This window comes from Streptomyces sp. NPDC058086, assembly GCF_042885015.1.
In the GTDB taxonomy this organism is placed as follows: Bacteria; Actinomycetota; Actinomycetes; order Streptomycetales; family Streptomycetaceae; genus Streptomyces.
The window spans coordinates 13,261-36,432 of sequence record NZ_JBHVST010000019.1; the positions used below are offsets into that span (position 1 = coordinate 13,261).

18 protein-coding genes and 2 pseudogenes are annotated in these 23,172 nt (G+C 69.9%); 11 read left to right on the forward strand and 9 right to left on the reverse strand.

All coding sequences use genetic code 11. The features are described 5' to 3' along the window. Nucleotides 1-53 precede the first annotated feature (53 nt). Nucleotides 54-1,427 carry a sensor histidine kinase gene (locus ACFVWD_RS17305; protein WP_389597117.1) on the forward strand — a complete coding sequence of 458 codons (1,374 nt, stop codon included), beginning with the start codon at nt 54-56 and terminating at the stop codon, nt 1,425-1,427. A gap of 207 nt (nt 1,428-1,634) precedes the next feature. Here ACFVWD_RS17305 and ACFVWD_RS17310 read toward each other — a convergent pair whose 3' ends face one another. Further along, nucleotides 1,635-2,183, reverse strand: coding sequence for a DUF4232 domain-containing protein (locus ACFVWD_RS17310; protein WP_389596958.1), 549 nt, complete (start codon nt 2,181-2,183; stop codon nt 1,635-1,637). 236 nt (nt 2,184-2,419) lie between these two features. On the opposite strand from ACFVWD_RS17310, the gene ACFVWD_RS17315 reads away from it, so the two are divergent. After that, the gene (locus ACFVWD_RS17315; protein ID WP_389596960.1) at nt 2,420-3,850 is read left to right on the forward strand and encodes a helix-turn-helix domain-containing protein; all 1,431 of its coding nucleotides are present in this window, start codon (nt 2,420-2,422) and stop codon (nt 3,848-3,850) included. Nucleotides 3,851-3,997: 147 nt separating this feature from the next. Here the strand turns inward: ACFVWD_RS17315 and ACFVWD_RS17320 are convergent, their stop codons facing one another. From ACFVWD_RS17320 to ACFVWD_RS17330, 3 genes are all read right to left on the reverse strand, one after another. Beyond that, entirely contained in the window at nt 3,998-4,759 is a 762-nt protein-coding gene (locus ACFVWD_RS17320; RefSeq protein ID WP_389596961.1) for a hypothetical protein, read from the reverse strand. Between the two features lie 87 nt (nt 4,760-4,846). Further along, nucleotides 4,847-5,479 carry an RNA polymerase sigma factor gene (locus ACFVWD_RS17325; protein WP_389597119.1) on the reverse strand — a complete coding sequence of 211 codons (633 nt, stop codon included), beginning with the start codon at nt 5,477-5,479 and terminating at the stop codon, nt 4,847-4,849. Nucleotides 5,480-5,604: 125 nt separating this feature from the next. Next, nucleotides 5,605-6,054, reverse strand: coding sequence for a hypothetical protein (locus tag ACFVWD_RS17330; protein WP_389596963.1), 450 nt, complete (start codon nt 6,052-6,054; stop codon nt 5,605-5,607). A gap of 109 nt (nt 6,055-6,163) precedes the next feature. Between ACFVWD_RS17330 and ACFVWD_RS17335 the strand changes: the two genes are divergently transcribed. The 4 genes from ACFVWD_RS17335 to ACFVWD_RS17350 all read left to right on the forward strand — a co-directional run bounded on the left by ACFVWD_RS17335 (nt 6,164) and on the right by ACFVWD_RS17350 (nt 12,808). After that, a complete protein-coding gene (locus ACFVWD_RS17335) occupies nt 6,164-6,658 on the forward strand; it encodes a DUF1877 family protein (RefSeq protein ID WP_389596964.1) in 495 nt (164 codons plus the stop codon). A gap of 293 nt (nt 6,659-6,951) precedes the next feature. Beyond that, nucleotides 6,952-7,725 carry a hypothetical protein gene (locus ACFVWD_RS17340; RefSeq protein WP_389596966.1) on the forward strand — a complete coding sequence of 258 codons (774 nt, stop codon included), beginning with the start codon at nt 6,952-6,954 and terminating at the stop codon, nt 7,723-7,725. Between the two features lie 369 nt (nt 7,726-8,094). Next, the gene (locus tag ACFVWD_RS17345; RefSeq protein WP_389596968.1) at nt 8,095-10,200 is read left to right on the forward strand and encodes a transglycosylase domain-containing protein; all 2,106 of its coding nucleotides are present in this window, start codon (nt 8,095-8,097) and stop codon (nt 10,198-10,200) included. Between the two features lie 289 nt (nt 10,201-10,489). Then, the gene (locus ACFVWD_RS17350; protein ID WP_389596970.1) at nt 10,490-12,808 is read left to right on the forward strand and encodes an N-acetylmuramoyl-L-alanine amidase; all 2,319 of its coding nucleotides are present in this window, start codon (nt 10,490-10,492) and stop codon (nt 12,806-12,808) included. Here the strand turns inward: ACFVWD_RS17350 and ACFVWD_RS17355 are convergent. Beyond that, a complete protein-coding gene (locus tag ACFVWD_RS17355; protein WP_389597128.1) occupies nt 12,796-13,212 on the reverse strand; it encodes a hypothetical protein in 417 nt (138 codons plus the stop codon). The two genes, ACFVWD_RS17350 and ACFVWD_RS17355, sit on opposite strands and share 13 nt — an antisense overlap. A 3-nt stretch (nt 13,213-13,215) precedes the next feature. On the opposite strand from ACFVWD_RS17355, the pseudogene ACFVWD_RS17360 reads away from it, so the two are divergent. Together ACFVWD_RS17360 and ACFVWD_RS17365 are read left to right on the forward strand one after the other, a co-directional pair. Then, nucleotides 13,216-13,326, forward strand: a pseudogene (locus ACFVWD_RS17360) (DUF2000 domain-containing protein); the annotation flags it as partial. A gap of 366 nt (nt 13,327-13,692) precedes the next feature. Continuing rightward, nucleotides 13,693-13,902, forward strand: a complete 210-nt coding sequence (locus tag ACFVWD_RS17365) for a hypothetical protein (protein ID WP_389597121.1) — start codon at nt 13,693-13,695, stop codon at nt 13,900-13,902. A 3-nt stretch (nt 13,903-13,905) separates the two neighbouring features. Here the strand turns inward: ACFVWD_RS17365 and ACFVWD_RS17370 are convergent, their stop codons facing one another. The 3 genes from ACFVWD_RS17370 to ACFVWD_RS17380 all read right to left on the reverse strand — a co-directional run bounded on the left by ACFVWD_RS17370 (nt 13,906) and on the right by ACFVWD_RS17380 (nt 17,482). Continuing rightward, nucleotides 13,906-14,121, reverse strand: coding sequence for a hypothetical protein (locus tag ACFVWD_RS17370; protein WP_389596971.1), 216 nt, complete (start codon nt 14,119-14,121; stop codon nt 13,906-13,908). Between the two features lie 354 nt (nt 14,122-14,475). Next, on the reverse strand, nt 14,476-16,614 hold the full coding sequence (locus ACFVWD_RS17375) for a PQQ-binding-like beta-propeller repeat protein (protein ID WP_389596973.1): 2,139 nt from the start codon (nt 16,612-16,614) through the stop codon (nt 14,476-14,478). A gap of 367 nt (nt 16,615-16,981) precedes the next feature. Beyond that, nucleotides 16,982-17,482: a hypothetical protein gene (locus tag ACFVWD_RS17380; RefSeq protein WP_389596974.1), complete on the reverse strand. Its 501-nt coding sequence runs from the start codon at nt 17,480-17,482 to the stop codon at nt 16,982-16,984. 81 nt (nt 17,483-17,563) lie between these two features. Between ACFVWD_RS17380 and ACFVWD_RS17385 the strand changes: the two genes are divergently transcribed. Further along, on the forward strand, nt 17,564-18,391 hold the full coding sequence (locus ACFVWD_RS17385) for an alpha/beta fold hydrolase (RefSeq protein ID WP_389596975.1): 828 nt from the start codon (nt 17,564-17,566) through the stop codon (nt 18,389-18,391). A gap of 179 nt (nt 18,392-18,570) precedes the next feature. Here the strand turns inward: ACFVWD_RS17385 and ACFVWD_RS17390 are convergent. Further along, a pseudogene (locus ACFVWD_RS17390) lies at nt 18,571-19,152 on the reverse strand (trehalase-like domain-containing protein); the annotation flags it as partial. Nucleotides 19,153-19,357: 205 nt separating this feature from the next. On the opposite strand from ACFVWD_RS17390, the gene ACFVWD_RS17395 reads away from it, so the two are divergent. Further along, complete coding sequence (locus ACFVWD_RS17395; RefSeq protein ID WP_389596977.1) at nt 19,358-20,350, forward strand: polyphosphate kinase 2 family protein; 993 nt, start codon at nt 19,358-19,360, stop codon at nt 20,348-20,350. Between the two features lie 65 nt (nt 20,351-20,415). Further along, a complete protein-coding gene (locus tag ACFVWD_RS17400) occupies nt 20,416-23,136 on the forward strand; it encodes a cation-translocating P-type ATPase (RefSeq protein ID WP_389596979.1) in 2,721 nt (906 codons plus the stop codon). Nucleotides 23,137-23,172: the final 36 nt, after the last annotated feature.

Consider the following 23,172-nt stretch of genomic DNA (forward strand, 5'->3'; position numbering starts at 1 on the left):
TCCCCCGCGTCGGCGAGATACGGGCAGCGATCCGGCGCCTGCGCTTCGCCGCCGTGAGGCTCGTACGACATCCGTGGCCGGGATCGGTGCGGGCCCGGGCGACGGTCGGGGCGACCGCGGTCGTCGCCCTCGCACTGACCGCAGCCTCCTTCGCGCTGTTCGCCATGCTGCATGTCGACCTCCAGCGCAATGCCAACGACGCAGCCACCGCGCAGGCGGACACCGTCGGTCAGCTGGCCGCCGAGGGCAAACTGCCCGACCTGCTGCCTCTCACCCACGGCGCCGACTTCATCCAGGTCGTCGACAGCAGTGGGCGCGTGGTGGCCGCCAGCCAGAACCTCGTCGGCCGTCCGGCCGTCGCCGACCTGCGCCCCCATGAGGGCAGGCTGCGCGCCACCTGGTCCGGCGAACCATTCGGCGAAGGACACCGCCAGCGGATCGTCGCCGTCACCGCCCAGACCCCCGGCGGCGCGGTCACCGTGTACGCGGGCACGTCGCTGCGGGACGCGGACGCGGCCGACGAGATCACCAAGGTCGCGCTGGGCATCGGCACACCGCTGCTGCTGGCCACGGTCGCCCTGGTCACCTGGTGGGTGACCGGCCGGGCCCTGCGTCCGGTGGAAGCCATCCGCTCCGAGGTCGCCGAGATCACCGGACGCGCTCTGCACCGCCGCGTCCCGGTACCGGCCTCCCAGGACGAAGTCGCCCGCCTCGCCCGCACCATGAACGCCACCCTCGACCGCCTGGAGGACGCCGTCGTCCGCCAGCGCCGATTCATCGCCGACGCCTCGCACGAACTGCGCAGCCCCATCACCGTCCTGCGCACCCAGCTGGAGGTCGCCCTCGCCCATCCGGACCCGGCCCTGTGGCCCGACCTGGTCAGTGACGCCCTGGAGGACACCGTCCGGCTCCAGGACCTCGCCTCCGACCTGCTGCTCCTCGCCCGTCTGGATACGGCCGAGCCGGTCAGCCGCCGCCCGCTGGACATGGCCGAACTCTGCCGTACGACCGTTGCCGCGCGTCACGGCGACCGGCTCCCCATCGACACACGGCTGCAACCCGGCCTCACCGTGGAGGGCAACCGCGGCTGGCTGGTCAGACTCCTCACCAACCTCCTCGACAACGCCCAACGGCATGCCGATCGCCGCATCGAACTGGCGCTGCACACCGACCCGGACGACGCCGGCCTGGCCGTACTGGAGGTGACCGACGACGGACCTGGCATTCCCGAGGCCGACCGTGAGCGGATCTTCGAGCGCTTCACCCGCCTGGACGACGCCCGCAGCCGGGACCACGGCGGAGCCGGCCTCGGGCTGGCCATCGCCCGCGACATCGCCCATCAGCACCACGGCACTCTCCGCGTCGAACCCCACCCGTACGGCGCCGGCATCGTCGCCCGCCTCCCGCTGTCGCCATCCGGGCCCTGAAGCGGACGCTCGGGTCCGACGGCGATCGCCGCATCCGCCCCGCGACTTCGAGTGCATCACCGCCGTGACCGGACAGGCGCTCCAGTGGTACGGGCCCGAAGCAGGCAAGTGACACCGGGATTCACGGCAGGCTCTGTGCTCGTCCAAGTTGGGGTCACGCGCTGAGCCGACCGCCCGGGCCGTGAGACCGCTGGGATGCCAGGGTGGCTACCAGGAGAGGGCGTCCGCCGCGTTGTCCTGCCAGTAGGTGACGGTGGCGGCGCTGTTGAAGAAGACACCGCCGTTCGGCAGCTTCAGGGTCTTCTCCGTGTTGGTCGCGTTGCCCTTCCTGTCGGTGAAGATCACGCCCAGGGTCTTCTCCTTGCTGCCCCCTTCGCCGTCGGGGGAGTACGTCGTGATGCCCGCGTACGCGGAGCGGCCGGGTTCGAGCACCAGCACGGCCTGCGGAATGGTCTCCTCGGCCCACGGCAGCGGGGCCTGGGCGTCGGCGCCGGCCCTCAGGAAGGGGGCGCTGTAGGCGTAGCAGGGCTTGGTGCCGGTGTTGGTGGCCTTGAGCAGCAGGTGGTTGATCGGGCGGGACACCTCGGTGACGGTCAGCTTGGTGTTCGCCGTCGTGCAGGTGACGACCGAGGACGCCTTCGTGGTGGCGGCGGAGGCGGTCTGCCCGGCGGCCTGGAATCCGACGAGCGCGAGGGCGGCGGCGACGACCATGGAGGAGGCGGCCGTGCGGGAGACGAAACGAGTAGTGCTACGCATGAATGGACTGCTTTCTCTGAACATCTGGGCGCGCCGGAAGTGCGGGCCATGAAAGGGGAGTTGGGCGGGGCCGATCACCGTGTCCGGCGAGGCGCCGTGCTTGGATGGCCCAAGCCTGTGCCATGCGGCGTCCCATCCGCCATTCCATCGGGAATTTCGGGACGCTGGGATGCGCGAACCGGCTCTGAACTGGGGAAACGTGACCTTCCTGGGAAGCCGAACGGAATGGAGGACTGGTGGGGGCGGCTGAGGAGATCGCTGATTTCGCGGCGCTGCTGCGCGAGTTGAAGCAGCGATCCGGGCTGAGTTACGAGGCTCTGGCGAAGCGGGCGCACATGAGCACCTCGACGCTGCACCGGTACTGCAAGGGGGAAGGAGTGCCGGCCGACCACGCGGCCGTCTCCCGCTTCGCCCGGGTGTGCAAGGCGACTCCCGAGGAACAGGTCGAGTTGCACCGGCGCTGGGTCCTGGCGGACGCGGCGCGGGAACGCGCCCGGCGGGCCGCGGCGGAATCGGAACCGGACTCCGCGGACCGGGCCCGAGCGTCCACGTCCGGCTCGGGCCAGGAGCCATGCTCCACGCAGGGACGCACGGACCGGCCCCAGCCGGAGGCCGTGTCAGACGTTCCGCCCCCGCCCGCACCCGCGCAGCCGACCGCGTCCGCAACCGCGCCCACATCCACGAGTGAGCCGGGGGACCCTCCCGGGTCCGTCGACGAACCGTCGCCGGAGGCGGCTGTCCTCGCTCGCCGCACGCCGACGCTCATCCGGACCGCCCGCAGGCGGTGGGCCCTGATCGCGGCGAGCACCGCCGTCGTTGTCGCCGTGTCCACCGCGCTCACGGTCGACCTGAAGGGCGGGGGGACGGACCTGGCGGAGAACGGCCGGCCGGCCGACACCGTGGCCTCCTCCGGACAGTCGGCCTCCGCCGCCTCCACGCTGCACCCATCGGCGTCCATGTCCCCCTCCGCGCGTCCGAGCCGCTCCCCGGCCCCAACCCCCGCAACGCCCGACGCCAAGCCGTCGGTGCACAGCACCGACACGGGCCGCGCCCAGGACGGTGATGAGGTCCCGCTCACGGTGAGCACCCGCACCTATGCCTGGGACGACCCGCAGTGCGAGGGGAAGTACCTGATCAACCGGCCTCCCGGCGAAGTCTCGCCACCGGTGATGGGGCAGGACGTGCCGGGCTGGGTGAAGGCGCACGGCGCCATCGCCGCCGACGGGCAACGGGTGGCGCTGACCGTCCAGGGCACCGGGGACGCAACCGTCGTCATCGAGTCCATGCACGTCCGTGTGGCCAACTCGAGCACGCCCCCGGCCTGGAACGCATACCTGGGGTCGTCGGGCTGCGGCGGAGGCGTGGAGACGAGGTCGTTCGACACGGACCTCGACGCCGGTCACCCCACCATCGTGCCGAAGGCCGGCCAGCGCGGTCTCCCCTACAAGGTCAGCCAGTCCGATCCCGAGGTGCTGTACATCACCGCCCATGCCAGTGCCCACGATGTGAACTGGTACGTGGAGCTGCAGTGGTCCAGCGGCGGCCGTCAGGGAACCACACGGATCGACGACCACGGAATACCGTTCCGCACCAGCGGCAGTCGGGGCCGTCCCGTCTACGAGTACCTGCTCGGCGGCACCAAGTGGTACAGCGTGGCGGAGAACTGATCTCCACGGTCCCGACACCGAGGACATGTCCTGGGCCGAAGCGGACCAGCGTGTGTTCGTCGTGCCGACGCCGTTGCGGCGGCCTGATCGCACCGCTGGTGACCATGGTTGTCCGCCCCTACGGGCACGGATTGAGCACGGCGGGGGCTACTTGTGCTTCCCTCTGCCCTTCGCGCCGCTTCCCTTGCCGTTTCCGGCCGCGTTGCCCGTGTCGCCGGGGTTGCTGCCGGAGGCGCCGGCGCTCCCCGCCTTGCCGTTGCCGGCGGTCCCGCTCGGCGCGGCTGTCGCCAGCGCCAGCTGCTCGGAGCAGTACGCGGCGACCTTGTCCTTCCCGCCGGCGGCCGTGACGAGCCGCTGCCAGGCTCGCGCTTCGAGCGCTTTGCCGCGATCCTTGACCTGCTCGTAGGCGCGGCAGTGGGCTTCGGTGTCCTGAGCGGTGGCCGGGCCGTCCGTCGGTCCGGGGACGCCGGAGGGCGCCGACGAGGCCTCACCGCCCGGCTGGTCCGGGGCGACCGCCGACGGGTGCGCGGTACCCCGCCCGGCGCCGTCACCGTCCGTGGACGAGCCGACGGAACCGATGGCCGCGACCGCGACTCCACCCAGCGTGAGGCTGGCGAACACCACGCCGAGCGTCATCTTCACAGGACGCCTGGCACGCCGCTCCGCGGGCAGCCGCCAGTCGTCCCGGCGCCGGGTACGCGCCCGGTGCGTGCCTGCGTCATGGGCGGCCCGGAAGGCGGTCAGGGCCCGCTGCTCGGCCTCGGGGTCGAGATGGCCTCCGCGTAGGACGGCGCCCAGCTCCGTTTCCAGCGTGGCGGCGTCCCGCACCTCCCACGGGTCGGACGCGGCGCCGCCAGGGCGCACACGTCGACGGCCCGGCACTCCTTCGCCGCCCAGCCGTTCACCCATGTCCGCTTCCGTTCCTGTTCGACCGATTCGATTCGTTCGGTGTTCCGAGCCTGATGCCTGTCAGTCGGTCACTGTTGCCGGCGTTGTTCATTTCGACTTCCCCAGCGTTGGGGAAGCCTCATTCGTCACACCCTTGTCCGATTCATTGGCGACGCCCAGCTGGCGGGCGAGGCGTTTCAGGCCCCGGTGGGCGGCAGTGCGCACCGCTCCCGGGCGCTTGCCGAGGACGCGTGCGGCGGCGGGACCGTCCAGGCCGACGACGACCCGCAGGAGCACGGCCTCGGCCTGGTCCCGCGGCAGCCCGCGGACCAGTTCCAGCGCCCGCTCGGTGGACAGGGACTCCAGGGCCTCTTCATGGGTGCTGTGCCGACTGGGCAGGTCCAGTACGTCCCGTTCAGTCCCTCCTGTCCGGGGCCGTACGCGCTGGCGGCGCAGATGGTCCAGCGCCCGGTGCCGGGCGATGGTCGAGGTCCAGCCGCGGAACCCGGCCCCGTCCCCCTTGAAGCGGCCGAGGTCACGGGCGATCTCCAGCCAGGCATCGGAGGCCACGTCCTCCGCGTCGTCACCGACCAGGCCGCGCAGATAGCCGAGCAGGCCCGGCTGCACGATCCGGTACGCGAACGCGAAGGCCGTCTCGTCGCCGTCCTGGGCCCGCGCGACCGCCGCGCCCAATTCCCCGTCGTACGCCTGTACACGCCGGGGTTGCCGTACCTGGCCCAAGGCTGTCCTCGTTCGTACCGGGTTCATGGCGAGTGCATGCCGTCCGCCGTGCTCCGGTCGCATCGACGGCCCCATGGTGATCAGCGTCTGTCCTCACAGAAGTGTCACAACGCCTGGGCGCCCCTTCACGTCGTCGCCGGCGCCGCACCCCCGGACGGACCTTGCCGCGGTTGCCGATCCCGGGGTTCGGGCGCGCCCGCCGTCGCGTCGCGGCACAGCAGCCGCAGTGAGCCGTCTTCGGCGAAGCAGCGGCGGGCCTCGTCGATGGGATCCCACAGCCGTCCCCCGGCCGTGCGGATCCAGTGGTGGCCGTCCGCCTCCCACCACTCGGCGCCCGATTGGCGGACGATCACCTCACCCGCGTACGCCCCGAAGCCGCGCAGCACGCTCTCCACGGCGGCGTAGGGCGTGTCCTCCCGTCGCAGGTCGTCGATCATCCGGTCGACGCGCCACAGGCTGGATGCCGAGTAGTCGAGGTGCAGCCGTGCCCCCTCCCGCATTGTCGCCACCGTGTCCGCCGCCCACCGCACGGGCCTGGTCGCCGCATGGGGTCTCGTCTCCTGATCTTTCGTCACATACGAAGAGAGCGAGGTCGGCGGTCGATCCGTTACCCGGTTCCGGGGGATTCCCGGCAACCGGCGCGGGCGGCGTAATGCTTCGGCGTCCCCGTGCGCTCCCTCTGGCATGAGTACGTACCTCCGTCTGCGAGCGGTGCCGCCGCCCGCACTGCGCAACAGTACGACCTGGCTCGAACGACTCTTCGAGGACGACTCGGAGACCGTCCGAGGCCGGGTGGGCCGGCACCGTGAAGAGGAGCTGGACAAGCGTTATCTGGACCAGGAACGCATCTACGCCGGCGCTCCCGCGCATCGTGCCGAAGGCCGGCCCCAGACCCAGGTGGTGCTCGGTGGTCGGCCGGTGTTCCGCGCCGACCGGCACAAGTCGCCGTTCCTGGTGCTGACGGCGGCCCAGGCCCGCCGGGTGGCCAGGTTCCTGGCGGTGGCCGACTTCGACGCGCTGTGGGATTTCGCCCGCGCCGAACTGCTGCCGCGCTACGGCGGCGTGACCGCCGAGCCCGAGACGTGGTACGCGTTCGCGGTGGCGCACCAGGAGTTGAGGGCGTTCTACGCACAGACGGCCGAGTGCGGGGACGCGGTGGTGAAGTGGCTGCCGACCTGAGGCGCGCGTAGGGCGCGGGTCAGGAATCTTCGGCCGACAGAGGCGCCGCGTGTCCGCCTCGCCGGGGGGGGCGAACGGCCCGCTTGCTCCCCGCCGGCCGTTCTCCCGCCCGCGGGCCCCAGGCAAGCCATCGTCATGATCGTTCACCTTTCGTCCGGCTCGTCCGACTCGTTCATCGCGGTGGAGCAGGTACGACGGCGAGGCCGAGGTGTAACACTTCCGGCCGAGTGCGCTCTTTCCATGCGGACGACCGCGTCGGTCGGCCAGGACAGGGGACACGACTCGTGCGGCGGATGGACGAAAGCGGCGGGGCGTACGGCGAGGATCCGTACGGCGATGCCGGGCACGCGTATGCCTACGGCTACGAGTACGGCGCCGGCGTCGGCACGGACACGGGCACGATGTCCTGGGACTCGGTGGAACTCGCGCAGTGGACGCACTCGGAGTACAACACCCATGCGACGGGGACGGACCCCCACGCCACCGGACCGCATCCCTACGTGGCCGGACCGGACCCCGCCACGACGGCGTGGGACTCTCCCCACGGTGACGTCCTCACCGTGCCGCCCCCGGAGTTCGACACCGGCGCCCCGGTACCGGAACCGGAGACTCCGGCGAACGAGTCGGTGCGGCCCGTCTTCGTCGACTCCTCGGGGCGACGCCGGCGCCGCGTACTCCGCGCCGCCCGGCTGCTGGTTATCCCCGCCGGCGGCTACGTCACCCTGCTGATCAGCACGATGCTGGGCGGACCCGGCATCGGTTCTCCGTTCGTCCCGCAGCCGGACTCCACGCACCCGACCACGCCCCGGGCGACCGCGCCCGACGCCTCGCCCGGCACGGGCCACTCCGCAGGGACCGCGAGTCCCACCGCAGGGCAGCGGAACTCCGGCCCCACGGTGCAGAAGACCCCCGGTCCCACGGACCGGTCGGCCGCCTCCACCGCTCCTGCGGCCACGTCCGGGCCCACCGCGGCGCCCACCAGGATCACGTCCCCGACCTCGACCGCCGCTCCCGCCCCCACCCGCAAGGGTCGTGCCAACGGCTCGCCCCACCATCCCGTGAAGTGATCCAAGGCCCTGATGTGACCGATCGCCGGCAGCGCATGGGGCGGTACGGCGTCCGGCACTGTACGACGGCCTCCCACAGCCCTCCCACTACCCCGGTTTCCGGCAGCCCGGACCGTCCAAGACACCGCAGTTGTACTGAGAGGACAGTGATCAGAGCCCATGAGCGGACACCGGCGCCGACCGCCGCAGCGCTCCGTCGGCGGCACGCGTACCGAAGGTGACCGCGCCACGGGCCACCGGGCCGCGCATCGTGACCAGGCCCCCCGACAGGACATGCCACGCCGTGCCGGGAGAAGGGCGCCACAGAAGAGACGCTGGATCGACTACCCGCGCCGAGCCAGGACGGGCCCGCGCCGCTGGCTGCCGTCGGTGCGCCAAGTGCTGGCGCTCTTCCTGCTCTTCTTCGGCGGCACGGCAGCGGTCGTCGGCTATGCCTACGCCACGGTCACCATCCCCGACCCCAATCCCACGGCACTGCTGCAGAACAACGTCTACTACTGGTCGGACGGCACGGTCCTGGCGACCGACGGCAGCGTCAACCGGCAGAACGTGTCGCTCTCACAGGTACCCGCCGACGTGCGGTGGGACTTCATCGCCGCGGAGAACGCCTCCTTCTACACCGACCCGGGCATCGACCCGCAGGGAATCCTCCGCGCCGTCGTCCACATGGCCGCGGGCGGCTCCGTCCAGTCCGGCTCGACGATCACCCAGCAGTTCGTCAAGAACACCTACCTGGACCAGTCGCAGACGGTCTCACGCAAGTTCAAGGAATTGCTGATCTCCACCAAGATCGGCGCCGCGATGACCAAGGAGCAGATCCTCCAGGGGTATCTGAACACCTGCTTCTTCGGTCGTCAGGCCAACGGCATCCAGGCCGCGGCGCGTATGTACTACGGCCTCCCGGTGGAGAGGCTCGACGCGAGCCAGGGAGCCTTCCTCGCCGCGGCGGTCAACGAGCCGAGTCTCTTCCAGTACGCGGACTCCGATCCCGCGGCCAGGGCAAAGGCGGAAGCACGCTGGTCCTGGGTGCTCGACCGGATGGTGACGACCGGCAAACTGACATCCGGGCAGCGGGCACGGTACGCGGCCGCCGGTTTCCCCACACCCAGGAAGTGGACCCGCGGTTCAGGGCTCACGGGCGAGACCGGCTACCTGGTCCAACTCGCCAGGTCGTACGCCGAGACACACGCCCCGACCATCACCGACAGCGGCCTGAGCAGGGGCGGCTACCAGATCCACACCACCTTCGACAGGAAGAAGACGGCGGAACTGACGAGGGCTGTCGCCACGGTGCGGGGGCAACGCCTCGACCCCGCCCACCGGCCGGTCGACCGGGACGTCCAGGTCGGAGCCGCCTCGGTGGAACCCACGACCGGCAGGATCCTCGCCGTCTACGGCGGCCCCGGCTTCGACCACGCCCACTACTCGGACAACGCCGACACCTCCGGCGTCCCGGTGGGATCGACCTTCAAGCCCATCGTCCTCGCCTCCGCACTCCAGCACGGAGCGGTACTACAGCCCGGCAAGTCACCGGAGCCGATCACCCCGGCCGGCAAGTTCAACGGTGACGACGGCATCAAGATCAAGGACCAGCAGGGCAACTACGTCGCCGACCCCAAGGACCCCACCGGGCTCCTCCACCAGCACAACGACACCCCCCAGCGCTGGGGCTACATCCCTCTGCGCAAGGCCATGGAGCAGTCGGTCAACACGCCGTACGTGCAACTGGGAGAGGACGTCGGCTACGGAAACGTGGCGAGGACGGCCGAATCCCTCGGCCTGCGCCCGGGCAGCCTCGCCGCCCCCAGCGCCGGCTTCTACATCGGCACCTCCACACCGAGCGCCATTCGCATGGCAGGCGTGTACGCGACTTTTGCTGCCGACGGGATGCAGGCCACCCCGTACTCGGTGACGAAGGTCATCCACAACGGCTCGGTACTGGCCGGCTTCTCCGCCCCCGCTCCCGTGCGAGCCCTGCCGGCGGCGGTCGCCGGCAACGTGACCGACGTGCTCCGGGGCGTCATCGCCCGGGGCACCGGCACCAAGGCCCAGGCTCTCGGCAGGACCGCGGCGGGCAAGACCGGAACCACCGACGACTACCGTTCCGCCTGGTTCATCGGCTACACCCCGCAACTCGCCACCTCTGTCGTCCTCTTCCGAGAGGACTCGAACCACCCACAGCTGCAGTCCCTGGCAGGCGTCGGTGGCCTCCAGAAGGTGTTCGGCGGCGACATCCCCACCGAGATCTGGACCCAGTACATGCGCGACGCCCTCGCCGGCCTGCCCGACGCCCCTTTCCCCCCGCCCGCCCCCCTCGGCCGCGGCACCGACGAGCTCGGCGCTCCCACGCCCTCCCCGTCCGCGGCCCCCGCCAAGCGGGGCGGCAAGACCGGCAGGAGGACGACCACCACTGCCGCCCCCAGACCGGGCGCCTCAGCATCCGGTTCCAAGTGCCACCGCCACAAGTGCCGTTGACCGCGACTGCACCGGCCACGGCAGGAGGCATCAGCCGATCGCCCGCCTCACTCGGACGGACCTCGACGGCCCGCACCATCCGTGGCACGCACGACACATCGCCATCGCAGTGATCTGCATCACCGAGGCCTGTCGCCCCGTGATGTTCGTCGGACGCGATGCGCTGTAGAGGGCGGCCTCCTGTGTGACAGGTGTGCCTCGTGTGACTTTTTTCTGTGGCCTTTTCGGGCCTTCTAGGGGTGGATACGTGGTGGGTCGTCGTACGTCACATGTGTACAGACCGCTGAACATGAAACGACGGGCGTGGCTGACGCTCGGTGCGGTGGTCCTCGGAGGCGGGGGCGTGGTGACCTACGCCGTCGCCAGCCCGTCCTCCGATCCCGGCGCGGCCGGGCGGGCCAAGCGGCCGGCGAAGGTGTACGACCTCGCACTGAAAGGCGGCACAGGCGACAAGCGGGAGCTGCCGCGCACGGACACCGAGCGGTTCTCGATGCTCGGCGTCTCCTGGACAGGGGCGGCCAAGCGGCTCGACGGCACGGCGCAGGTACGCACCCGCAGCCTCGGCACCGGCCAGTGGAGCGCCTGGCAGGACCTCGAACTGAACGTCGACCCGCTCGAGAACCCCGGCGTCGGAGTGCGCGGAGCGTCCGAGCCGTTGTGGGTCGGCCCGTCCGACGGCATGCAGGTGCAGGTCATCCGCAAGAACGGCACCAGCAGCTCCGCTCTGCCCAAGGGCCTTGAGGCCAACCTGGTCGACCCGGGGGTGGTGACCGACGCCGAGACCAAGTCCGGCGGCACCGCGGCCGAGCCTGCCGCGTTCGTCGCCGATGAGAGTCCCGGCGCCACGGCATCCGCGCCCACCGACTCCGCCGCGCCCAGCGACACCACCACCACCGCGCCGACGGACGGACAGACCACCACATCCCCGGCTGCGACGGACACCACGCCGACGGCCACCGACTCCGTCCCGCCCTCCGCGCCCGCGTCCCCCACGGACTCCCTCTCGCCCTCGGACTCGGCGTCCCCCACGGACTCCGTGTCGCCGTCGCCGAGCACGTCCTCCAGCGCGCCGCCCTCGGCGCCGCCGTCCACCGTGCCCGAACCGCCGATCGTCTCGCGCGCCGACTGGGGTGCCGACGAGTCGATCAGCCCCGAGGCGCCGGAGTACAACGCGGACGTGAAGGCGGTCTTCGTCCACCACACCGACGGGGCCAACGACTACTCCTGCGCCGACTCGCCGTCGATCATCCGGAGCATCTACGCGTATCACGTCCAGGTCAGCGGCTGGAAGGACATCGGCTACAACTTCCTCGTCGACAAATGCGGCACCATCTTCGAGGGCCGCAAGGGCGGCGTCGACCTTCCGGTGTTCGGCGCACACACCTACGGCTGGAACCGGGAGTCCGCAGGCATCGCGGTGCTCGGTGACTACACCACCACCAGCGCCACCAACGCCACGCTGGCATCAGTCGCCCGCCTGGCGGCCTGGAAGCTCGGCCAGTACGGCGCCGATCCCGCCGGAACCACCCAGCTCACGGCGGGCGCGAGCCAGCACAACTACTTCAACACCGACTTCACCGCGGGCAGTAAATACACCTTCCAGCGGATCTCCGGCCACCGGGACGGCTACAACACACAGTGCCCCGGCGGCCTGCTCTACGACCAACTGCCGACCATCCGCACCTGGGCATCCGGCCCGGTGCAGGGCCTGAAGGTCAGCTCGGTCGACGGCGCGGGCCTTTCGGGCTCGACGTACTACACCAAGGGCGGCATCACCGTCCGTTGGACGGCCACCACACCGGCGTCGTTGATCTCCAAGTTCGAGCTGCTGGTCGACGGCAAGAGCGTCGCCACCACCTCCGGCACCGCCACGTCCGCCGGCGTCACCCTGGCCCTGGGCAGCCACACCGTCGCCGTACGGGCCGTGCACCAGTCCGGCAGGACCGCGACCAGTGCCGCGCTGACCGTCGTCGCGGAGACGACCGCACCGACCTTCACCACCAACCCGAAGCTTTCCCTGCGCTCCGGCACCGTCAGCACCAGCGCCGTCCCGGTCACTCTCGGCTGGAAGGCCACCGACGACAAGGCCCTGCGCGAGGTGAAGCTGCTGTCCCCCACCACCGCCACCTTCGGCCCGACCACCACCACCTCCAACCGCACCGCCAAGTCCGGCGCCGCCACCACCTGGTCGATGCGGGCCTACGACTACGCCGGTAACTACCGCACGTCGTCCCCCTCGTACACCCCGGTGATACTGCAGGAGACCGCCGCCACGAAGTCCGGCAGCTGGACCACCCGCTCCTCCACCGGCTACCTCGGCGGCCAGTCCTACTCCAGCGGTTCCAAGGGCGCCAGCCTCACCTGGACCTTCACCGGCCGCTCCGCCGCCTGGGTCGTCTCCCGCGCCGCCAGCTCCGGCCAGGCGTACATCTACGTCGACGGCACCAAGATCTCCACCGTCGACCTGAAGTCCTCCACCACCCTGTACCGGCAGGCGATCTGGACCAAGACCTGGTCCAGCAGCGCCAAGCACACCATCAAGATCGTCGTGGTCGGCACCAGCGGCCGTCCCACCGTCACCACCGACAGCCTCGTCTACATCAAGTAGCCCAAGCCCAGCGAAGACGCGGCGCGCCACGCCGACCGGGGCATGCGGTCCCCCAGCACGAAATCGGCCTTCACGATCCGGCATACGCGGTCGTGAAGGCCGACTTCCTCGGACGGTCGGTGTAGCTGACCGTGCCCGTCCGCGGCGACGGTCGCGGACCCGATCAGCGTGCCCTCACCCGCCAAGGGGTCGTCGAGCCGCCAGATGTCGACGGCGCTTCCGGTGCCGAACCCCACGGGCGCATCGAGCTTTCCGGTGAGGGTGAGCTCCTGATTGGGGTAGCTGCTGGTGGTGTAGCGGCCGTCGTCCGCCAGGTCGGCGGTGCGGAACGCCTGGTGGTGATAGGGCGAGGCGCAGGCGACGACAACCCGCGCGGCGTCCGGCGTCAGCGCAAGGTCCTGCAAGGCAACCGCGCCGCCGTCCGGGCCGTGCCGACGCAGGAGCTGGACCTGATGAGGCCGGCTGTGTACGGGCCGCGGAACGTGGTGGACAAGGTGCTGAAGGACGCGCGGATATGAACGTGACTGAATCTGCACAGCGAATGCGCAACTGGGTCACGGGAGCGTTCTGTTGGTGCGGAGTTGTCCTGGTCGGAGCCGCCGTGGCAATAGCTGTCGCTTTCCTGTGCGGGGCTACATGTAGAGAAGCTGCCCCCAATTCGTGTGCATGCGCGCATGGATGAGAAGCCGACTGTTTCAACTGCCCTGCCGGGAGCAGCGACCGACTGGATGCCGGGCATGCTCCGTGATTTGATCCTTCGCGCCGACGGGATCGCGCCAAGACGTCTGGAAACGGATGGCACGCGCCTGCGGTCGCGGCCCACCGTCTATCCCCAACTTGGCCGCTCCCCCTTGTGGAACATTCATACGAAGGGCAGTTTCATCATGAACTCCGCTCCCCAGGTTCAGACCCTCGAAATCTCCGACGCCGAGCTCGACACCGTCTCCGGCGGCCTGAGCCCGCAGGCCGGCATCGCCGCCGGCCCCACGGCGATCGGTAGCTCGGACCTCGTGGGTCAGTTCGGCGCCGTCAAGGACGAGGTCCTGGACACCGCCGGCCAGTACCACCAGGTCGGCGTCAACGTCTCCTTCTGATCGTCAGATCGGGGACTTCCTGATCGCGGGATCGCCGATGCCGGCAGCCTGACCGCCGATCGGCGTCCACAGCGACAAGCCCCCTACCCGCGGGTCATCGCCGGCAGGGGGCTTGATCGTCAGGGGCTGCTTCTTCTTGCCCCGGGTCTTGCCGGGGATCTCGATGAGCTGGGTTTTGCAGGTCCAGGCGGTGCCGTGGCATACATGAGCGGTCGTCATTGGTCGTCATTGGTCGCCCGTGGCCACTGCCGAGCGGCCTTGGACGGCCCAGGGACGGCCCCGTCGAACACGCTCCAGCCATCTGTCAACGAGGTGCCGTGCGACACCAGCGCGAAGCTGTTCCGCGGCCTCTACGGCAAGGCCGTCCGAGCGGGCATTCTCGGCTTGCACGCCCCTCTGTTTGGCCTCCATGGCCTGGTGTTCGGCCTCTTGTCCTGCCTGGCGCTTCGCTTCACCGGTTAGGTACTTTTCGGCGTCTGTGACGGCCTTGAGGACTTGCGGATGCACACCCCTATGGCAGCGTAGGCGGTCTGAGGGATGATCCGCACGGTGCGCGGTGATTGCCTCGGTCGGTCAGGTGGGCCCGTCAGGGCTCCGGGAGAAGGCCGTGTCGCCGGCCGTCGCCACGATCGCGTCCTTGACGAGCAGCACGCGCGGCGGGTAGCTCTGCACTTTGTCCCCGGGGTCGTCCAGTGCGGAGGTGCGCCAAACCTCCGCTCCGGTGCGGCTGTCCAGGGCCAGCAGACGGCCGAAGCGGTTGGAGAAATAGACCCGCTTGTACGTCGCCGACACCGCGGGCGCGGACAGACTCTCCATGTCCGTCGTCTTCTGCCAGAGTTGTTTGCCGCTGTCCGCCGACACCGCCGTGACCGACCCGTCGGACCTGACGAAGTAGACGACGCCGTCCACAAGGGTGGCCGCGCCGGTCAGCGGATGCGCCAGCGGTATCCGTCTGACCTGCCCGGTTTCCGAGGCCACCCGCAGCAGCGCGTTGTACGGCCGTTCGTACCCGGCTTCGTACACGTCCTTCGCGGTCTGGGGGGCGAGGAACAGGGGTTGCCCGCCGACAGCGCCGAGCGCTTCCGCCTTCTTGGGCAGTGTGGCCGTTTCGGTCAGGCTGCCGGATCTGAGCTTCATCAGCTCGACTGGGGCCTGGCCGGGCTCGTTGCCCTCCGAGCACAGGGCGTAGGGGACGCCTCCCAGCGCCGACGGAGTGCAGTACTCGCCCAGCGAGGGCGCCCGCCACAGTTCCTTGCCGGAAGGCCCGTAAGCCACGAACGACGAGTAGTCGGGAGACAGGGTCAGCAGTCCGCCGTCGTACAGGACCGGGTCCTCGGACTTGTTGATGTCGCGTTGCCACCGCCGGTGCCCGGTAGCGGCGTCGAGGACCACCACGCGCCTGGTCCTGTCGTCCGGATCCTCGTACACATAGACCAGCCCGTCGCGAACGCCGATCGGCTGCGCCCCCTGAGGGCGGGTGCCGGTCCGCCACCGGGTGCGGCCGGAGGCCGCGTCGATCCTGGCGGCCGTGAAACCCGTACCGCCACAGAACAGGGCGCTTCCCTCCGCCACGCATCCCGGGCTGTCGTAGTCGAGAGGGACACCCTTCACGTCGTACCGCAGCTCCGTCTGCCACGGCCGCCAGCCGTCGGGCAGTGACGCGGCATGGGCGGTGGCGGTGACGGTGACGGTGTCCGAATCGGACACGAAGACACCCACCCCGATACACAGCCCCGTGACGGCCATCGCCGCACCGAGGCCGGTGAGCAGCATCCGGGCTCGGCGTCGCTTGCCGGTACCAATGCCGGTCGCGGCGCCCGCGGAGGTGGTGGCCGCGCTCCGAGAAGTGGGGCGGCGCCGGGGGTTCGCGGACTGCCCGGTCTGCGGGGGCCCGGTGGCGTCGTCTTCCGGCAGCGCCTGGAGCATGCGGTGTATGTCCGTCAGTTCCGGCCGTGCGGCCGGGTCCTTGTCCAGGCAGCGCTCGACAATGCCCAGGAGCGCTTCGGGCACACCGCCGAGGTCCGGGGTCCCGAACACCACCTGATAGCCGGTTATATACGGGCTGTCGGCGTCGAACGGTCCCGTGCCGACAGCCGCGAACACCAGCAGCGACCCCAGCGAGAACACGTCCGAGGCCGGGGTGACGTCCCGGGGAGAGGCCAGTTGTTCCGGCGACATGAAGGGCGGAGTGCCGATCATCCGCCCGGTCGTGGTGAGGCTCTGGTGGTCAGAAGCCCGTGATATGCCGAAGTCGATGACGCGCGGCCCGTCCTCGGTCATCAGGACGTTGCGCGGTTTGAGGTCCCGGTGCACCAGGCCCGCCCGCTGGATGTCGCGCAGCGCCTCGGTGAGCCCCATCCCCAGCGCGCGCAGTTCCCGCTGGCTCAGCGGGCCGTCCTTCTCCACGACTTCGGCAAGGTTGAGCCCCGGCACGTAGAGCGTCGCCATCCACGGCCGGTCGGCGTCCGGGTCGGCGTCCACGACAGGCGCGGTGAAGGCGCCGCTCACTCTGCGCGCTGCCTCGATCTCCTGCCGGAAGCGCGTCCGGAACTCCTCCTCCTGGGCGTACGGCCCGCGCACGAGCTTGACCGCGACCTGCCGTCCCGAGGCGGAGACTCCCAGATAGACGACTCCCATGCCGCCCGCCCCGAGCCGACCGAGAAGGGTGTACCCGCCTATGGACTCCGGGTCCCCGGTGCTCAGGGGCGTCATCGCCGATCATCCTTCCCAACGCCTGCCTGCCTCACGGGGATCAGAGTAGGGCCTGCCGCCCCGGAAACGGAGCCGCGCCTGTCACGCACCGGTGTCCCTGTGCCCCTGAGCCGTGCGATGGGTCATCCGTCCAGATGAGGGCTCAACTCCTGGCCGTCCAAGCCGATGTCGAGGTCGAGCCGATGTCGAAGTCGAGCCGATGTCGATGTGCGTCGAGGTGTTCATGCGTGCCCGTTTCGCAAGAGCCGGCGGTCCAGTCTGCCGCCCCCACAGTCCTCCATTCCGTTCGGCTTCCCAGGAAGGCCACGTTTCCCCAGTTCAGAGCCGGTTCGCGCATCCCAGCGGTCTCACGGCCCGGGCGGTCGGCTCAGCGCGTGACCATCACGGCGTCCAGGGCGACGGTGGATCTTCCGGGTGTGCTGTCGGAGAGGATCCGCAACTGCACCTTGTGGGTCGTGATCGCGGTGCCGAGTGTGCGGGTGAACACCACTTGCCGGTAGGCGGTCTTCGCGGCGTAGGTGTTCACCGTACCGACCGTCTTTCCGTCCACCACGACCGCGAAGCGCCCGCCGTTCGACTTCCGGGTCGCCACTGTGCGCAGTTGGGTGCCGTCCGCCGAGAAGGACACGTACGCACCCTTGGCGGCGGAGGCACGTTCGGTGCCCGGCCAGGCGGCGGATGCCGCCGCCGACTTCCAGGTGCCCGTGCAGTGCAGTGCCGCCGCACGGTCGTCGACCGGGATGCCGGTGGTCGCCGCCTTGCTCCAGGCGCCGGTCCGACCGGCGTCGTCGTGCGCGCGCCCGCCCAGCGGCGGGATCTTGTTCCTGTCGATGACCGGGCCGTCCACCAGATAGCCAGGTCTCGTCATGAGAGTTCACTTGCATAAAGAGAGCGGACCTCCTAGATTCATGAGAGTCAGCTCTCACCACGCGATGACAAGGACCTCACCATGACCACCCCCGCCTCCACCCCCGCCTCCCGCACCGTCGACCTGTCCGGCGGACTGTCCGTCACCATCCAGGAGTACGGCGAGAACACCGAGGGCACCGGCGTGCTGATGCTGCACGGCGGCGCCGGCCCGCGCACGGTGGCCGGGATCTCCTCCGCACTGTCCGAGCACGTGTACGTCGTCACGCCGACCCACCCCGGCTTCGACGGCACTCCCCGCCCGGAGCGGTTCGACACCGTCGCCGACCTGGCCGTCGCGTACCTGGATCTGCTCGACACCCTGGACCTGAAGGGCGTCATGGTGGTCGGCAACTCCATCGGTGGCTGGATCGCCGCCGAGATGGCCCTGCGCGACAACCACGGCCGGATCGGCGCGCTGACCCTGCTGAACGCGGTGGGCATCCACGCCCACATGAAGGAGAACCGGGTCGTCGACCCGCGCACCCTGGCCCCGGCCGACGTGAGCCAACTGTCCTTCGCCAACGCGCAGTTCCGCCCCGACTTCGCCTCGTTCAGCGATGCGCAGCGGGCCGCGGCCGCCGCCAACCAGAAGACCCTCGCCGTGTACGGGGGCGAGGGGTTCACGTACGACCCGAAGCTGCGCGGCCGACTGCACCGGGTGACCGTGCCGGTGCTGGTCGTCTGGGGCGAGGAGGACGGCATAGCGCCCCTGAAGTACGGGCGCGGCTACGCCGACTCGTTTCCGGGCGGGCGCTTCGCCCCGATCCCCGACGCCGGGCACTTCCCGCAGATCGAGCAGATGGGACGCACCCTCGAAGCCATCGGGGACTTCGTCAGCACGATCGTCAAGCCCGACGCGTCGGCCTGACCGCGTCGTACCCCTGCCCGTTCCGTCCCGCCCCGCTCGCCGTGATGCAACGTACGCACGGTCACCCCGGCGAGCGAGGAGACCTGACCCACGGAGTGGCCCGTACATCTGCCCTTTCGTCCGACCTCAGCCTCAAGCCTGGCGTAGGGGGAGGGCCAACCGGCTCGCGTCCGAGGGGTACGCGTGGTGCCGGATCCCGTTTGCCGGGGGAGGAACGCCGCCGCGGCCGTCTGTCCGGCGGACAGGGTGAAACGGGCGGTGATGTCGTCGCCGTAGTCGAAACGCGGGCGACAGGTGAGGGCGAAGGGCAGGCTGCCCCGGACGACCCGTGCGACCCTCACCAGACGGTGCACGTCCGTCGGCGCCGAGGAGTCGACGGGCACCATGAAGTCGGCCACTTCACCGACTCCGCCGGGTGCCATGAACCGGGTGACCAGGATCGCTGTGTCGGACAGGTACAGCTGTCGGACCGTCATGCCGTCGTCGCCGCCGTTGTCTTCGCCCTTGCCGTTGTCTTCGCCCTTGCCGTTGTCTTCGCCCTTGCCGTTGCCGTCGCACTTGCCGTTGCCGTCCGGGTCCGGGGACTGCGCGGCGAGACGGCAAAGCCCTCCGCGTTCACTGTCCAGGAGTGAGGCGAAGAGGCTGGGCGAGTCGAAGCGGGGCGTGCACCACCAGTCGATGGTTCCGCCGGACGACACCAGGGCGGCGGTCTGGAGATCGCCGACCATGCCGTGTTCCGCGATGGGCGGGTACCGGTTCACAAGACCGCACCCGCGGCGGGTGAACCGGGAACCGGGCGCACGAGGTGTACTCGGCCTCAGGGGGCGATCTTGTCCGGGCGAGCAGACAATGAGCGCGAGGGAGTCCGGAACTTGGTGCCCGCGAGGGAGTCCGGAACATGGTGGCGCGGCTGAGGGCCGCCTGCCCCTCGGTCGAACGCCGGTCCCGGAAAAGGACTGATAGGTGATGTCGGACGAGAGAGCCGAACGCATCGCGGATTTCATCGGGCCACTACGCGTGGAACCGGGGTCGAAGGTGCGCCTGGACCGGGACTTCGATCCTCGTTACAAGGCCGGTCTGAAGAAGCGGGACGGGACCGAGCTGCTGCGGACCGGGGTGTCGTTGCTCGCCGAGTACCAGGAGCGGTTGGCCGCCCAGGACACGTACGGCGTACTGCTCTGTCTCCAGGCACTCGACGCCGGAGGCAAGGACGGGACGATCCGCCATGTGATGAGCGGCGTCAATCCCCAGGGCGTACGGGTCAGCAGCTTCAAGGTGCCCTCCACCGAGGAACTCGACCACGACTACCTGTGGCGTTACGCCCGGCGGCTGCCCACGCGCGGCGAGATCGCCATCTTCAATCGCTCGCACTACGAGGAGGTTCTCGTCGTACGAGTCCACCCAGAGAACCTTCTCCGGCAGAAGCTGCCGCAGGACGCACGTGGGCCGGGCCTGTGGGACCGGCGCTACCGGGAGATCAACCACTGGGAGCGCTATCTCACGGACAACGGGTTCAAAGTGGTGAAGATCTTCCTGAACCTGTCCAAGGAGGAGCAGCGCACCCGCTTCCTGAAGCGGATCGACCTGCCGGAGAAGAACTGGAAGTTCTCCGCGGCCGACGTCCGGGAGCGGCGCCGGTGGGACGACTACCAGGACGCGTTCTCCGAGATGCTCTCGGCCACGAGTACGAAGTGGGCACCGTGGTACGTCGTGCCGGCGGACCGGAAGTGGTTCGCGCGGATCTGCGCGGCGGCGGTCCTCGCGCACACCCTGATGGACATCGATCCTCAGTACCCCGACGTGGGGGAAGAGGCGCGGAAGGATCTGCTCGCCACCAAACAGGAGCTGGAGCAGGAAGCCCCCGCCGGAGCCCCGGCCGATCCGTACGCCTCCCGTCATCCGTCGGCCGCTCGAACATCTGACCGGAGAGACAGGCCGACGAAGAAGAAGCGCGGCTAGGGCCTGTCCGGAGCGGCGGGTGACCGGCCCGGACGCATCCGTGGCCACGGATCGGAGGCAGAACGATGACGGTGCGGTCGGATTCCGTGGGAGAACAGCCTCGGGCTTCGAAGGACGGCTGGTGCACGCGCGCTCCCGAGGAGGTCGTAGCCGCGTTCGGCGTCGATCCGGCGGTCGGCCTCTCCGCGGCACGGGCCGCGCAGCTCCTGACCGCGCACGGCCCGAACTCGCTGCCCGAGGAGAAGCGAACTCCGGCCTGGCGCCGGTTCCTCAAGCAGTACCGCAGTTACATGCAGATCGTCCTCGTGGCCGCGGCGATCGTCTCGCTGCTCATCAAGCAGTGGACCACCGGGATCCTGCTGATCGTCCTGACCCTGCTGAACGCGGTCGTGGGCCTGCGCCAGGAGGGCAAGGCCGAGAGCGCGATGAACGCGCTGCAGTCGATGATGAAGGCGACGGCGCGGGTGCGCAGGGACGGGACGGAGGCCGAGATCCCCGCCGAACAGCTGGTCGTCGGCGACATCGTGCTCATCGCCGCCGGGGACCAGGTGGCGGCGGACGGACGCATCATCGAGGCCAGTGCCCTGCAGATCGACGAGTCGGCGCTCACCGGCGAGAGCGTTCCCGCCTCGAAGGACGCCCGCACGCTGCCTGGCGCCCGGCCGGCACCCGGCGACCAGACGAACATGGCGTTCATGAACACCCCGGTGACTCACGGCAGCGGCGTACTCGTCGTCACCGCGACCGGCGTCGGAACCGAAGTCGGCAAGATCTCCGGGATGCTGTCGGCCACCGAGAAGGAGGTACCGCCGCTCACCAAGGAACTCGACACCCTGACGCTGTGGATCACGGGGGCGGCGGGCCTGACCATGATCGTGATGTTCGCCCTCGGGCGGCACCGCGACCAGGCCTGGGACGTCCTGTTCGTCAGCGCGGTCTCGCTGGCCATCGCCGCCATCCCCGAGGCCCTGCCGACCGTGACCCAGGCGATCCTGTCCGTCGGCAGCCTCAACCTGGCGAAGTGGAACGCGATCGTCAAGGAGCTGCCGTCGGTCGAGACCCTGGCGTTCACGTCGGCGATCAACTCGGACAAGACCGGCACCCTGACGATGAACCAGATGACCGCCGTCGAGGTCGTGAGTCCCACCGACCGGTACACCGTCTCGGGCACGGGCTACGGGCTCGACGGGAGGATCCACCATGCCGCGGGTTCCTCCGCGGGCATCGAGGACGCGATCCTGCCGTACGTGGTGGCCAGCGACGCGAAGCTGGTGGACGGCAAGGTGGTGGGCGATCCCACCGAGGGCGCGCTGCTGGTGCTCGCGCACAAGGCCGGGCTGGACATCGACGCCACCAGGGAGAGCCTTCCCCGGCTCGCCACACTGCCGTTCGACCCGGGCTACAAGCTGATGGCCACCTTCAACTCAGCGGTCGACACCGCCGGACGGCAGGTCGTCCGATGCTTCGTCAAAGGCGCGGTCCCGGCGTTGGTGGCGCGGGCCTCCACCGCGCTCGCGGCGGGCGAGACCGTCCCGTGGGACGCCGAACTGGTCGCGCGTGCCGAGGCGCAGACCGAGCGGATGGGCGGCGAGGGGCGCCGGGTGATGGCCGCGGCCACCCGTGACCTGGACCCGGCCGGTTTCGATCCGGACGGGGACCTGCTCGCGTACGTCACCGAACTGCGGATGACCAGTCTCGTCGGCATGGTCGATCCGCCCCGCGAGGACGCCAAGACCGCCGTGGCCGGCGCCCAGGCCGGGCACATCCGGGTCCGTATGGTGACCGGTGACGACGTCACCACCGGTGCGGCGATCGCCCGGCAGCTCGGCATCCCCGGCGAGGCGGTCCTCGGCGCCGATTTCGCCGCCATGAGCGAGGACGAGCAACTCGCCCGTATCGACGGCATCGGTGTGGTGGGGCGCGTCGCGCCGGAGCACAAGGTGCTGCTCGCCGACACGCTCAAGAAGAAGGGCGAGGTCGTGGCGATGACCGGGGACGGTGTGAACGACGCACCCGCCATCAAGGCCGCCGACATCGGTATCGCCATGGGCAGCGGCACGGACGTGGCGAAGAACGCCGGACGCATGATCCTCTCCGACGACAAGTTCGCCACCATCGTGTACGCCGTGGAGCAGGGCCGGAGAATCTACGACAACCTCACCAAGTACATCCGGTTCGTTCTTCTCCTGCTGGTCACCTTCGTGCTGACCTTTCTCGGGGCCACCGTCTTCAACATCGCCGCCGGTGAGCCCTTCACCCCGCCGCAGGTGCTGTGGATCCACTTCGTGGTCAACGCCTCCTTCGGCTTCGCGCTGGGCTTCGACCGGGAGAGCCCCGGACTCATGCGACGCAGGCCGCGTCCGCGAGGGGAGTCGGTGCTCACCCGGCCCGTACTGGTCACGGTCGGAATCGGCGGGCTGGCGATCACCGTCGTCCTGCTCGGACTGATCAAGCTCGGCCAGGCCCACTTCGACAGCGTCGAGACCGGTCGGTCGATCGCGTTCACCGCCTTCGCCCTCTGTCTGATCGTGGCCGCGTTCGAGTGCCGCAGCGAGACGGATTCGGTGCTGACGACGTCCACCTTCGACAGCAAGCAGATGAACTGGGTGGCGCTGGCCCAGTTCGTGCTCGCCGTGCTGGTGACCCAGATGGACGGCTTCCGCCGCATCCTCGGGACGACCCAGATCAACGCGCGGCAGTTCGGCTGGGCGCTGCTGGCCGCCCTCGCGCTCCTGCTCCTGTGGGAACTGGGCAAGCTCCTGGCCCGCCGGTCGAAAGGCACCTGAAGCGTCGACACGGAGTTGGGGTGCTCCGAGTCGGAT

Coding starts and splice junctions, on each gene's coding strand:
- ACFVWD_RS17385 (WP_389596975.1), top strand. CDS start 17,564: ATGACCACCCCCGCCTCCACCCCCGCCTCCCGCACCGTCGACCTGTCC.
- ACFVWD_RS17340 (WP_389596966.1), top strand. CDS start 6,952: ATGGACGAAAGCGGCGGGGCGTACGGCGAGGATCCGTACGGCGATGCC.
- ACFVWD_RS17395 (WP_389596977.1), top strand. CDS start 19,358: ATGTCGGACGAGAGAGCCGAACGCATCGCGGATTTCATCGGGCCACTA.
- ACFVWD_RS17335 (WP_389596964.1), top strand. CDS start 6,164: ATGAGTACGTACCTCCGTCTGCGAGCGGTGCCGCCGCCCGCACTGCGC.
- ACFVWD_RS17370 (WP_389596971.1), bottom strand. CDS start 14,121: ATGACGACCGCTCATGTATGCCACGGCACCGCCTGGACCTGCAAAACC.
- ACFVWD_RS17310 (WP_389596958.1), bottom strand. CDS start 2,183: ATGCGTAGCACTACTCGTTTCGTCTCCCGCACGGCCGCCTCCTCCATG.
- ACFVWD_RS17400 (WP_389596979.1), top strand. CDS start 20,416: ATGACGGTGCGGTCGGATTCCGTGGGAGAACAGCCTCGGGCTTCGAAG.
- ACFVWD_RS17350 (WP_389596970.1), top strand. CDS start 10,490: ATGAAACGACGGGCGTGGCTGACGCTCGGTGCGGTGGTCCTCGGAGGC.
- ACFVWD_RS17380 (WP_389596974.1), bottom strand. CDS start 17,482: ATGACGAGACCTGGCTATCTGGTGGACGGCCCGGTCATCGACAGGAAC.
- ACFVWD_RS17320 (WP_389596961.1), bottom strand. CDS start 4,759: ATGGGTGAACGGCTGGGCGGCGAAGGAGTGCCGGGCCGTCGACGTGTG.
- ACFVWD_RS17365 (WP_389597121.1), top strand. CDS start 13,693: ATGAACTCCGCTCCCCAGGTTCAGACCCTCGAAATCTCCGACGCCGAG.
- ACFVWD_RS17375 (WP_389596973.1), bottom strand. CDS start 16,614: ATGACGCCCCTGAGCACCGGGGACCCGGAGTCCATAGGCGGGTACACC.